Source organism: Vibrio sp. 10N.261.52.A1, from assembly GCF_002876325.1.
In the GTDB taxonomy this organism is placed as follows: domain Bacteria; phylum Pseudomonadota; class Gammaproteobacteria; order Enterobacterales; family Vibrionaceae; genus Vibrio; species Vibrio chagasii.
In genome coordinates this window covers 1-13,664 of the sequence record NZ_MCYD01000618.1, presented here as the reverse complement: position 1 = coordinate 13,664, position 13,664 = coordinate 1, and the positions used below count along the sequence as shown (strand labels likewise).

Genomic DNA, 13,664 nt, shown 5'->3' with positions numbered 1-13,664 from the left:
AATTAATTTTAAGAGTTTTCGGTGTGATATTAAATAGGGCCAATTGAAGAGAATTAATAAAGTGAATGAAAAACTGAACGCTCTGATTTACGTTTCAATTCATAAGCGTCAGAGGGTAATTCACGTTTAGGGATCATAAATTAGTATTAGTTCGATGTGTTTCTCTTTTTACGCTGTTAGCCTGAAGACCTTGTGGGTTAGAAGAAGAGAAAAGCATCTCGAAATGATTGATGACTCGATAGGAACGTCAGAAAAACGATTAAAAAATCAACAGTTTCAATTAAATAAATACTTGAGAATACTTGCTTTCCATTCAGCCAGTTTTTAAAAAAAAGCGGACTTTTCGACCTCAATCTCGTGACAACGTCACAAGAGGTGGCATTATTTCAGACACGTGACGGTGAATGAGGCATTTAAAATCATCTGGCCTATTTCTGCGTTTGTTGGGTGGATGTTAGTCAACGACCATCTGCGTCGAGCCCCCCGCGCTCTCAAGCTCAGCAACCTGAACGAAGGTGAATAAGCGTACGTAGCTAATCATTACTGATGATATCGCCACTCTAAATTAAGTAATTATGGATAATCACAGCATGATCTGAGAGAGCCTTTATGAACCTATTTTACACCTTTGGTATTTACACATTAACACCAGACAAAGATCATCAAGGCTCCTTATGAAAAATCATACGATTGGCATCATTGGTATTGGCCCTCGAGGACTCAGCGTTTTAGAGCGTATCATCGCCCTCTCAATAGATACCCCTCATCAACCATTAGATATAACAGTATTTGACCCAAACCTTCCAGGCTCCGGGTGTCATGATGTCAAACAACCGAATCACTTACTCGTCAATACCGTCAGCTCTCAAATAACGATGTTCGCCGATGAGAGTGTAAGTGAAGCCAAAAATGTAATTTCAGGACCGACTTTTTATCAATGGTTATGCGAAAGACCAAAAGATGAGTTAAGTCCTAAAACAATCTTACCGAACGAATACTATTCTCGTGCTCTATTTGGTGAGTATTTGAATTGGGTCTTTCACTACCTTGTTGATATGTCTTTTTCACATATCACGATCGACTATGTCCCTTCTGAAATTATTGATATTACCAAGTTGGCTGATCATTCTTGGAATTTGCTTGATGACCGAAGCATCATTACCAATGTTGAATACCTCTACTTAACTACAGGGCATACGAAAGCCAAAGACATCAATCCTGATACTGGCCAAGAAATTTTTAATCCATACCCAATAAAAGAAAAACTAAAAAATATTACTTCAAATCACACGGTCGCTCTCCAAGGGCTCGGCTTGACGGCTTGCGACATTCTGGCCGAGCTGTCGATTGGACGTGGCGGGGAATTCATCCGTCCTCAAACAGGTTGCCTTCAATATTTACCGTCTGGAAATGAGCCCAAGATCATCGCCTATTCACGCTCTGGGCTGCCTTTGTCCGGAAGAGCGGAAAACCAAAAAGGAACATCTAAGCAGTACCAGGCTAAGTTTCTAACCCATGAGAAGGTCGCCAGCTTTAGAGAGCGAGGAGACGTCAGTTTTATAAAAGACATGGAGTATGCGTACTACGAAAGTTACCTAAGCCAAAAGAAAGGGCTTATTGCGGCCCAAAAATTCTGTAACCAGCTTCTATACTCACGACCGAATGAACAGAAAGTGCTCGTTGCGAAAACCATTTCGATTGAAGATAGGTTTAGTTGGGAGAAACTTGCCGCGCCACTTCCAAGCGACGCGCTTGCGTCTCCGGACGTTTATATTGCATGGCTGATAGATTACCTTGAAGCCGATATTAAAGAAGCTAAAAAAGGGAACCTCAGTAGCCCAATAAAATCGGCTAGTGACGTATTACGTGACTTAAGAGATCTCATTCGAGGTGTTATCGACTTTAAAGGCCTGACGGAAGAATCACATCGTTGGGTTGATTCTGTGTTTATACCTTTAATGAACCGGATCGCCGTCGGTCCGCCAAAAGAAAGAATAGAAGAGATGGTCGCTTTGCTAAAAAGCGGTGTACTTAAGTTACATCTTGGTCCTTCGCCAGAAGTTAGGCATTGTTCGAATACAAACTTGATCACTCTTAAATCAACGGTGTGGCCTGGACTGCAAGAACAAGCCAACATAAAAATTCATGCAAAGATCCCTATACACAGCCCGAGAGACGATGGGACTGAGCTCTGGAAAAACCTTTTAGCTAAACAATATACAAGGCTTTACTTCAATGGAAATTATCATCCTGGTGGTATTGATGTAACACCAAACATGAATGTTATCGATGCAAACGGAAACGAGCAAAATAACATTTGGGCACTGGGTATTCCGACAGAAGGCAATAAATTTTACACCTTTATCATACCTAGACCCGGTGTTAATTCTACAGCGATTGTCGACGCAGGTCGGTCGGTCCAGGCTCTCTTTAACCAGTTGTCTTAGGCCCAGCCTTAAGATGAACAAGATGTCACCCGTTAAACTTTTAAACCGTACCTCTTTTGCAGGACTAGCTGCAATATTGGTCGGGAATGGCATTGGGCGCTTTGCCTACATAGCTTTAATGCCTGTCCTCATCCAGAACCGCTGGTTCTCAAGTGAAGAGGCCTCCATTCTTGGCGCTGCAACGCTCATTGGTTATATCTTAGGGGCCCCTGCTTCCAGTTTTTTACAGACATATTATTCCATAGCCACACTCATACGCGCCTCTCTGGTATTAAGTAGCTTTAGTTACCTTGGGTGTGCTTTGAATTCTGCTCCCTTTGAATGGTTTTTGACATGGAGAACCATCGCTGGAATATCGGGAGCCGTTCTTATGGTACTCGTCCCACCCATGATTGTTCGTCTGCACCCCCAAGAGATGAAAGCAAGAGTCAGTGGTGTCGTATTTTCAGGAATTGGTCTGGGTGCGATGATTTCAGGCACGTTCACACCTCTGCTTATCTCTCTAAATGTCGAAAGCGCATGGCTTGGTATAGGAGCGATCGCTTTCCTCGCGACGGTCTTAACATGGAACACATGGCCTCTCGAGGTTAAACCAAATCACGGCGTTCAAAGTCCCTCGAGATTGAAGTCCTTATCTAAGTATGAGTATGTCAGTATTAGCTGCGTATTTTTAGCTTATACCTTCAACGCCATTGGTTACCTACCGCATTCTCTTTTTTGGGTCGATTATATTGTTCGTGAGATAGGAATGGGGTTCGCGATCGGTGGTTTTTATTGGGCAGTATTTGGTATAGGAGCGGCGGTTGGCCCCATCGTGACTGGTATATTTGGTGATAAGTTCGGACTTAAAAAAGCACTATTGGTGGCCTTTTCGTGTAAAGCGATAGGGGTAGCACTTCCCTTGCTCAGTGCCAATATGATTGCACTTTTTGCTTCATCTCTACTCGTTGGTATGTTTACCCCTGGTATCGTAACACTCGTATCAACTTACACCTTAGAAATTGTTGGGACACAGCTCCATACGAAATATTGGGGGGCCATGACAATGGCTTTTGCTCTTTCGCAAGGCGTAGGTGCCGTTGTGATGGCTCATTATGCCCCACAACTCACTAGCTATAACGTCCTATTTATAATCAGTACGAGTGCACTCATGTTATCGATAGCCTGCATTGCATTGACCTCAACCAAAAAGCAATCATAAGCTTTGCTCAAATGAATGATGAGCAAAGAAATCGCTCTTAATCCTCTATCACGGCAGAAGGTAAAGCGTACTCTCCTTTCTGCATGACCTTTTCGGCATAATCAAAGCCAATCCTAAATCGAAAAACCCCAACAGGGTTAATCGACCTAGCCCCCAGTTTAGAGAAAGCTTTCCCAGCTTTGGTTCGAAAAGAAGAAATCTGCGGATTGGTGGTGACACTTACCCGATTGTGACTGATGTCTTCTTCTGGGATAGAGCCAGACACCTCTCCCTCCAAAGATTGGGCTCGTCCCTGTCCCTCTGCGCTGTATTGGACTCGCCCTGAAGGGGCTACTGTTGCGGTTCTCCTGCGGAGCTTATCACCGCTTGTCGCGTATCGATATTCGAGCGAAACCGGTAAGTTGATATTGCCGTTGGCTTCGAAGAACATGGTCGGACGCTTGTCCAATCCCTGAAAAGCCGTCTCTACCGCTTCGGTGAGATCTGACATAACATGACACAGCGTCACTGGATCTGTTTCGGCTATCACTCCCACCGCAAAGCCGACAGCGCACCCCGCCACTGCAGAGACGATATCGCCGGCCAACCAAGCCGCAAAATCGTCTTTATCCTTGGTCGCAATTTCAACCACATAACTTCCAGAGGCAGGGACCGCCTTTAATGAGATCTCTGGTTTGAAAGTCGTGCCTGCCGTTTTACCCCTCATCACTTTTTGCGTTTTCCACAAATTCAGCCTTGCGACCAGACTACCGGTAAATTTTTTGTAATAGATGTCGTGTGAGCCCATGTAGCGCCAGTCGGTACTGTTGACCGACGAGGGCTGAAATGGCAGTTTACCGCCATGCTTTCTCACCAGCATTGGCAACAGATCAAAGCCGGCTTGTGATACCTTCGCGTCTTTAAACTGTGGCATACTCCCGCTGACCACCTTTAATGCATCTCGGAAAGCCACTGACATCCACATTGTCGGCACATTACAGTCCGTGTCAGTATCGGTTTTGCAGTAGCCGTTAGCCGATTTTTTCCACGGGTTGCCTTTTAGCGCAGGGCTTGGGGCATTGATAATCACTTCCAGCTCAAACACATCAACCAACCCCTTGAGCTCCTGACTTGTCACATCCAGCCCTAAGCGCAATAGCCAGGAAAATTTGCCAGCCCCCCCAATATGATCATTGACAGTGTAGTAGTCCGGCCAACCCTCTAGCGTCGCAAAGCTGTTGTCAGAAAATTGTATTGTCTGTTTGTCCACATTCGGATGCTGAGGTAAGTCAGCCAACAAAGACGGCAACGTGGCAGTCTGGAGCGATGGGTCAATCAAAACCGCATCCCTGAAACGCGCCCCTACATCTCCCAGTGACTGGCACTGACTGACGTTAACCTCAAAAACCTTACACCGCCACCAATTGACTAGGTGCCCCAACTCTTCGAAATAAAATTTATAAAAGTCTGCACTATTGCGAGACACCAAATCAGAGTTGATAACGATCATCGCGTGTTGTTCGGTAAACACCAGACCAGCAGGACGCTTACCTATGGCGGTAGAATCGACCCAATAAGGTTGACGCTGCTGGTAATATGCGGGGTCGGCAATCACTTTATACAGTTCATTAGTGACCTGATCGCGTGTCCATGATGCATAAGCAGGGTTGGATTTCACCACTTCTTCATATCCTTTTCCAAAGGAATGATTGAAAATGTTCGCCAGTTTTGTGGCGAAGAGGCTGCCGCCACTCGCATACTCAATCTCCGTCAGAGAATTCGAATCAAAGGCCGTCGGGGCGGCTAAGAACGAGACGAAGTTGCTATTCTGAGGCGTAAACTTTTGCTGGACATTGATTTCCTGCTCACTGTCGCCTTGCCAGAAGTCATAGTTAATACGTTGAGCTTGGGAACGCCAGTCAACCAGATTTTTATAATCCGACTGGATAAGATTGACTTCCCCCGGTTTATCTCGCCACAAGCCTACTTGACGAATACTCTCAATCACCTCATCACCTAAATCATTGATGGCATCGGAGACAATGTCTTGTAAGGCTTCGCCAATCGTCGAATCGTTACTTAAATCGCTCAGCACGTCGGTCAGAAACTTTATTTCCTTTTGATTTAACGCCCCTGGTTCAGTGGTGAGCTCAACCACCCCTTCGACTGCTTCTCCCACTGGACCCGCTAGCCCCAATAACATGCGTCTGAGATTCTTTGCGGAAGGGTGATGAGCATAATCAACAATGTGTTTGATTTCCGGGCCAACCAGTGGCAGATCTTCAAGCGTCTTCAGCAGAATATGATCCGGACTGGCTTCATTAAGGTACTTCGCTATTGCAGCCTGATAATCCGTTTTGGCTTGTTGCGCGCTTTTATCGTAGCCCGCTTTGAGTGTTTTAAGAGTATCTAAGGTTTGACTTTCTTCCTGAAGTAGCCCCACAAAATGCGTTCTATCATTTTGTGCCCATGTTTCATGCAATTTATGCCAACGACTTCCACGCGCCAATTGCACTTTTTCCCGAGATGACGCTAACGTCGCTTCATACTCTTTATTGAGATCATCGAGTGCATCCCGTAAATCATTATACTCACTGGAAGTGACACCGCAGGCTACCGCCATCCACCATATCCACGACCACGCGCATTGCTCCCTCTTATCACGTTTTTTACTACCGACCCGTTTTTGTAAGGACGCGATGCGCGGTAGGTAAATATCTTTAATCCTTTTCGCTTCATAGGCTTCCATCGTCGTGAAAAGGGTCTCCATATTGCTCAATGTCGCGTCGATGTTGGCTTGCACTGTCTGGTGGCGGAATGTTTGTCCCAATGAGGCCGCTTTGGCACACCAGTGCCCGGGTATATCGATTAAGGTTTGATTGCAAGTGACGGGCCGAGCACGACGGACAATGTCTGGATAGTCATTAATATTACGTCCTTCCTCAAACCACTCACCGCCAAGGAAGGTCCAGATTTTCCTATCGCCAGTCGAAACTCGATGGACTTTCCCGTTGGGTAAATAGACTGTCACTGGTGACTCCGTCAAGCTAACATCCACAATGACGCGCTTGCCTTGTTCGATAGATGAACGATGTGTGTAAGTCTCACCCGCACTTGTTCCTGGTGGGATGAACAGGGCTTGCCCGTTAGATGCTAAAGCCTGTATATAAGCTTGTGAATTATTTGATACGGAATAGGTCATAGTCTGTTCGAAGGCTTCGGGTAGCACTAGACTCGCTAAGGTTCCTGTCCCTTGAAGATTCCCATCGAATTTAAGAATTAATTGATTGATGTTGCTAAGATATCCCGCAATCCGATTGGCATTGGTTCCCATGTTTTGCAAAATGAAAGGATTAGTAATCTCGTGCTGCTGGGTGTAATCAAGTGGGGTGATGCAGCGCTTTCCATCGATAGAGTAACATTGAGGCTCCCCTTGTAAGCTGTCCGAATACCACGAGTTGAGCGCCGATAAATTGCCTGCAAACCATTTAAACTCACTGTTTTGGGCCAAATGGCATGAGTCATCGATGCTCTCATAGCCAGTGAAACCTAATACGTTTTCATGGTTCCGCACTGCTGGGCGGGGAACAAAACCGTCGCGACTCCCACACTCTAGGATGGTCAACCGCTCATAATCTAGCTCCTGGGTTGGCACATCAATGGTTGTTGTCCCGTCGTAGGTCAATAAACCAATTCGTTTTGAGGTCGGCATCACAGCATACAGAAACCCCTCTCCAACCTGACTGAGTGCTCTTTTAATTTTTAACTGAGGAAAATTTTCTGCAAAATCGTCACTTGGAGAAGCACTGTCTAACCGAGGGTAATTAAATCTGAGGCCATCAATAAGCCAGCCATCAGACCAGAGTGAGATACTGATTAAATCTGATTGAATCTCGTGTTCATATTTAACAATGTTGGATGCAGAGTCAGAGCGGCCAAAGGATTTTTTATCTCCGTTATTATAGTGAACTTCGATTTTTACTATCGAGCGTTCTTCAGTACTTCCCCAATAAAAATAGCCACTATATATGACCATCTTATTTAAATCATCGAGGTTTAAGGATGAAATGATGCCACCCTCGCCACCGATCCGATAGATTGTTTCTTCAGCGTCATAGGTGTAAACAAATCCGTCAATCGCGGCCCCGTGACGAATTGCCAACCAATTGAGCTTACTCATCTCAATATTGACCGCGTATTTGGCATCAGTTCGACCAAACTCATAGTGGGAAAACCGTTCATTTGGAGGCTGAAACGCTGAAGAAATGGGGCTGAATACCCCCAAAAATATCCCCAGTAGCCCAAGAAACGTCTTTGTCCCTAAGAGAAATCTGCGTTCAATAACCATATGCCTACCCAACGTATACCCCCCTCAAACAAAAGAAAAGTAGGGTGATTAATCTGCTGAGGATAGGATAGGGCACCAAATAAATAGAGAGACATAATTTATACATAAATATGCCTCTCTATCGTAAATCTTAATTTTATCGCAAGCGTCCTTCGAATCGACTCATTGACTTCCTAATACCAACACAGATACCGCCAAATAAGGCCGTATTTGGTGAGAGGCGGAATGAGTCAAACCGTTACAATTCTGACCTAGAAGGGAGCGAGGTGGTCAGCGTTAACCAAAATGGTAAAACGTGGTAGCTCTGCAAGATAGATTTAACTCTAAGAAAACAGTCCTTCCTCATTACGTCTATAGAGAGAAAGTACTGTTATAGTCATCCATTATAAACAAACCTACTCTCGTAGATATGATACTTATTGGAAGGCAGTCAACCCACAAAACAATACTGTGGGGACAAGCCCTTATTGCCTCTAGTTTTAAGAAAAAACTCTGTTGCCTCCAAAAAGTGATCAGCTTTCCACTTTTAGAATTAACCTTTTAACAACTGTGATTTTTATAGAAACAAACATGAATTCAACCGCATAATTAAATTTCGCGACTCAACACAAGACGTTTGGTTTATAATTATAAAGAGTTAAGCATGCGATACAGACAACCTTGGTTAAACCTCTTATTCAGCCCCCACCCTAGATGGGTCTATAATAGTGCTGTTCTGTTATTAGCCCTGTTGGTTAGCCTATTGGCTTCATTAGCAACTAGTCTTTATCAAGTTCACAATGAAATTAAGCATGATGTCGACTACCTCGATCAAATCGTTTCTGTTGCGATTAAGTATGGTCTTGAAAAACCCACTCTTTCCGACGCTAGTAGGGTGAGTGGAGAATGCTCAACTGACACTATCGAGCAGTTAGAAAAGCTTTATGTGTCGCATCTACTTATGTCGATACCTATCGTTAATCTTGATAAGCAGAACCCCTATACTTATTGCTCTCCTTTCGGCGTTGAGCAATTTGAACAACGTAATTTTAAGAATTTACTCAATACACAATTAAAAGGGGAAATGTGGCGTTTAGCGATTGTTTCTCTCTCCACCGCCCCAAAACATCCCCCCTATCTATACGGTTCGAATGGACAATATGGTTCCCTCTTTCCATTACGCACCGAATACCTTTTTCTTGAAAATGATTTAGACCATCAACGCTCTATTCGTTTATCTTTACCAAAAGAAAATTACACTATCCTTGAAATAGGTAGTATGCCCGAGAGCGATCGTCTGTATTCAAACTCTGTTGCTTCAAACTATCTGCCTCTTACCTTTGAATCCTCGGTCTCTACCTCACGAGTGCTCTCGAAGTTTAAGCAAAACTTGTGGCCAGTTACCACTTTACTCTTTATGATTTCACTCACCATCCTTTGGTTATGGGTTTCCTATTGGCACGCAAAAAAAGAAATTGCTCTTCAAAAAGCGGTTCGAGAAGCCCAGTTTTTCCCCTATTATCAACCCATCGTCGACGCCCAAACCGGTAAAATGCTCGGTGTCGAAGCTTTACTCCGATGGCGACCTTCAGATGGCCGAGTCATCGCTCCGAGCAAGTTCATCCATTATCTAGAGCAAAGTGGGGATATTATTTCGACAACAGAAAACCTCATTACAACCATCTACCACGACTTATCGTCTTTGATGAATCAGAACGACGAGTTTTATTGCAGTGTCAATATCACTCCTCTACACCTACAAAATGACGATTTTTACTACTATTTAAAGCGTTTCCAGCACGACTACTCAAAACTGACGCTTGAATTAACAGAACGCCAACCGATTGAAAATTTAGCGCTTGCCAGTCAGCGCATTGCTTTACTGAAAACATTAGGACTTAAAATAAGCCTTGACGATGCGGGCACCGGTTATGGAGGAAACTCCTATTTGCATTACTTCGATATTGACACTATCAAGATAGACAAAATGTTTACACGCTCCATCGATGAAGGAAGATCCGCTGTTCTCGATGGGTATATTGAGATGGCTAAACAATTAGAACTCAATCTGGTAGCAGAAGGGGTTGAAAACAAACTCGAAGCTAAAGGGCTTTTATTAAGAGGCGTCTTTCAACATCAAGGTTACTATTACGCCAAACCTATGTCGATTGAAGATCTCCATCGCTGGGCTTTAGATTATGGTTATACTCAGGAGCTGGTTAGTGAGGGGAGCGGCTAAAAACGTCACAAAACTTGCCCTTATTCAACTACGAGAAGAGGAAGTTGCTAGGGCTAAACTAAGCTTATTGGAGTCCACCAAACGAACACGTGGGAAGCAAAGAATATAACCAAGCTCTTTGCTCTTTTTTGGTATCCATTATTTAAAGTACTCAACCAAGATCCCCTTCCGAGGTAACGAACCGTTCCCGTCTTACGCATCGTCAGAAAACCCTTTTGGCCCCCTTCATGTCGATTCATACTGACTACGTTGGCCTCACAGCTTAACTTTCGTTCCCTGGTTGCAGATCGAACGTCACATGAACCCGACTTAGTTACTGGCCCCAAATTCGACCCCAATAGTTATGAAAAAGGGCTTTGTGTGCTTGAAAGGTACTATCGAGAGGGGCAAACCTTGAAGCTCAAACCAAAGATATAAAACAACGAAACTGTCGAAACTTAAAAAATAAAGCTTGGGAGCCACTCTAAAAACAAGCTCCCAAGAACTTGAGCCACAAAGCTCATTGGTTACTCTGTTACATATCTATATCGACCTATTTAAGCGCAAGACTTACAGAAGTCCCATTAGGGGCATATACAAAGTTTCTCCATGCCGATGCGATAGGAGATACATTTCCTGCTGAATTCATTTCCCCCGCTTGGACATTTTCAATGCCCGCAGCATTAATCGCTTTAGCTACAGCCATCGGCCAACGATAAGAGCGCGTCCAATATTCGGAAACTGGCACACTGATGTCATGTATTACGCCATCTGCCTTTTGAACTTTTACTTCAATAATATCTCCACCAACAGGATTCAACTCTCCACCAACAATTGTTTTTACCTTAGTAACAGAACTGAGCTCAATACTGACCGATGTCCCATTAGGGGCATATACAAAGTTTCTCCATGCCGATGCGATAGGAGATACATTTCCTGCTGAATTCATTTCCCCCGCTTGGACATTTTCAATGCCCACAGCATTAATCGCTTTAGCTACAGCCATCGGCCAACGATAAGAGCGCGTCCAATATTCAGAAAGTGGCACACTGATGTCATGCACAAGACCATCGGTCTCTTGAACTTTTACTTTAACAACCTCTCCACCAACAGGTTTCAGTGATTCTCCGGCAATCAATTTCACTTTAGTAAGCGTATTATTTTTCATGATTTTTATCGAAGAAGTCTTATTATTTTCAAAATCCCCCACCCAAGGCGTATCTTGGGTGAATTCTTTCGACCAACCAGAAAAGTCACCATTCTCATAAATTCTAGCGGTATAACCTTCGCGAACTCTGATTGAACTGAGATCATCATTGTGCATTCCTAAAGCCATCAATTCAGACTGGGTATACTCTCCTTCAAAAAGAGGAATTTCATAGCCACCAAAATCTCCGTCTTCATATAGATATACTGTAGGTCCCCCCTGACTTAATAGAGCTGTACACTCAGTATGGGTTAGATTAACTCCACAAGTTTCAGTAAACGACTGAATTTGAGTAGGAGAAAAGCTATTTGAACCCAACAATTCGTTGCCATACGCTTGATTCATTGAATCAATCGTAATGCCCTTATAATCTTGCTCAATTGTCCATACGAAAGTCCCTCTTAATCCATTGTCTTTCGCATATTTGGCTTTCATTGCCGCAGTTCGAGGCGTGTCAATGGAGTAATACACCCCTGTGTTCTTGTTGTAGTAATAATCCGCGTTATTGTCATAATCGGTATACAAGTTAAACCCATTATCACCTCTTAGATCTTGACCGGCCATGTTGCCAAATAAGTCGTATCCTTCTACAACCGTATCTTCATGCGTCCCAAATACATTCGTCTTAGTTATGTCTGTTGCTTCAAACGGTTTACCGTCGACCAAGAGCTTTCCTTGCTTACCACGAGCATAGTTGGCGACACCCAGCATAATTTTTGACTTATCGACACCATACGAGGTCAGCAACTTGATGGCCTTATCCGCGCTATTAACCCCGGTTAGAGAACTGGCTATCACTGACTGACCAAACAAATTACTTTGATGGCCTAACCCAATATCAAAAGAGCCCCAATAGTCATAATTCATGAGGTAGATTTTATCAAGCAGTCCGTCTGAGCCTCCAAGTGCCTTATAATTATCTCTGCCGATAGCTTCAATATAAGCGGTTGTCGCCCCAACGGCTGAGGAGATCTGAATGTCTTGATAGTCATTATCATCCAACGTATTACGGAGCACTCTTAATAAGGCCACAAAGTTATCACCGTCTTCTGGTGTAAAGGCTCCACTTTCCCCACCGTGCCCGGGGAATTCCCAGTCAATGTCTAACGAAGTAAATAAAGGGCGGTTACCGACCGTAAACTTGTCCAAGAGCTCAATAAGAGAATTTGCGAAATTTTGACTGAGCTCCGGTGATGCCGCGACCCTGTGATAGGGCTCCGATAAGGTCCATCCACCAATACTCAGTCCGATATCGACCTGAGTATTTTCTCTCTTGAGTTTAATGAGTTCCCCAAATAAACCACGAACATTATCGGCATTTAGACGTTGCCACTTTTCTTGGGTGAGTTGCCCTTCATAAAGATCACTATGTTGATAACCAGGATCAAACGCTCCAGCGGTTTGAAATGAGCCCCAATGGTCTAAAGAAACCACCGCCCCTTCAGGTTTACCTAATGACTCACATGACAATTGCACTAATTTAGACTTCTCAGTTGAACCAACGGTGCCACCTGCCGTGGCTCGATCTCCACAGATCCCAAAAAATGAGTAAATGACTTCATCATAGCTACTCGGTGCAATATCACTCAATTGAAATTTTCGTTCATACTGCGCCCAGTCAGATAAATAGCCGCCAGTTTTCAGTGTGTTGCCACTGTTTTTGACTATTGGAGAGGAATCTGCAGCGGATTTTTGCTTAGTTAACCCGCTAACACTGGTGTCGTAATTGAAATCCGCGCTCTCTTTACCTTCTTCTTGTTCGCTCGCGACCGCTTTAAACCAAGCCCAACCAGCAGAAGGACTGTACTCAAAATTGGTATTATGGCCGTCTCTAGCAGTTGCAAAAAGGTAGAAGGTTTCATTCACCGTCAGCTGACTTTCAGGGACAGTCAAAGTGACTTTCCCTGCTCCTGTTTCATCTACTCCCATAATGTCAGCTCCTTGTGCACATACGAGGGCATTTTCTGCTGTCATCTCAGGCCTAACCTCCCAATTGTCAGACTTGTATAAACAAATCTCTTGCAACTGTTCTTGCTCAGCGCTTACGAACCAATCAATCACCTCAATATTAAAGTCATGAATAGGCATTTCTTGCGCATTTGATACGCCTTGTACCGCGCTAATTTCTGCAGCAGCACCGTTAACAAACAACACCCCACTTGTTATAAAAAGAAAGCTAGCGACTTTTTTTCCCATTCTGTCCATATTCCTTATATCCTTGTATTTTTAATTTAAATCTTTTATCGCGCTAGCGAGCCTCACCTAATTATTAAGATGACAAAAGT

At 43.9% G+C, this 13,664-nt stretch carries 5 protein-coding genes; 3 read left to right on the top strand and 2 right to left on the bottom strand.

The genetic code is table 11. From position 1 onward, the window contains the following. Positions 1–674: 674 nt before the first annotated feature. Entirely contained in the window at positions 675–2,447 is a 1,773-nt protein-coding gene (locus tag BCT81_RS10975) for an FAD/NAD(P)-binding protein (protein WP_102424246.1), read from the top strand. A gap of 22 nt (positions 2,448–2,469) precedes the next feature. Then, on the top strand, positions 2,470–3,648 hold the full coding sequence (locus BCT81_RS10970) for a YbfB/YjiJ family MFS transporter (RefSeq protein WP_102424244.1): 1,179 nt from the start codon (positions 2,470–2,472) through the stop codon (positions 3,646–3,648). Between the two features lie 37 nt (positions 3,649–3,685). On the opposite strand, the gene BCT81_RS10965 is transcribed toward BCT81_RS10970, so the two are convergent. After that, on the bottom strand, positions 3,686–7,975 hold the full coding sequence (locus tag BCT81_RS10965) for a beta-prism lectin domain-containing protein (RefSeq protein WP_102424242.1): 4,290 nt from the start codon (positions 7,973–7,975) through the stop codon (positions 3,686–3,688). Positions 7,976–8,618: 643 nt separating this feature from the next. On the opposite strand from BCT81_RS10965, the gene BCT81_RS10960 reads away from it, so the two are divergent. After that, entirely contained in the window at positions 8,619–10,193 is a 1,575-nt protein-coding gene (locus BCT81_RS10960; protein WP_102424240.1) for an EAL domain-containing protein, read from the top strand. A 532-nt stretch (positions 10,194–10,725) separates the two neighbouring features. Here BCT81_RS10960 and BCT81_RS10955 read toward each other — a convergent pair. After that, positions 10,726–13,575 carry a glycosyl hydrolase family 18 protein gene (locus BCT81_RS10955; RefSeq protein ID WP_198596880.1) on the bottom strand — a complete coding sequence of 950 codons (2,850 nt, stop codon included), beginning with the start codon at positions 13,573–13,575 and terminating at the stop codon, positions 10,726–10,728. Positions 13,576–13,664 lie beyond the last annotated feature (89 nt).

Bases quoted from the DNA above. Each gene is read 5' to 3' on its own strand.
- BCT81_RS10975 (WP_102424246.1), top strand. From the start codon at position 675: ATGAAAAATCATACGATTGGCATCATTGGTATTGGCCCTCGAGGACTC.
- BCT81_RS10970 (WP_102424244.1), top strand. From the start codon at position 2,470: ATGTCACCCGTTAAACTTTTAAACCGTACCTCTTTTGCAGGACTAGCT.
- BCT81_RS10965 (WP_102424242.1), bottom strand. From the start codon at position 7,975: ATGGTTATTGAACGCAGATTTCTCTTAGGGACAAAGACGTTTCTTGGG.
- BCT81_RS10960 (WP_102424240.1), top strand. From the start codon at position 8,619: ATGCGATACAGACAACCTTGGTTAAACCTCTTATTCAGCCCCCACCCT.
- BCT81_RS10955 (WP_198596880.1), bottom strand. From the start codon at position 13,575: ATGGGAAAAAAAGTCGCTAGCTTTCTTTTTATAACAAGTGGGGTGTTG.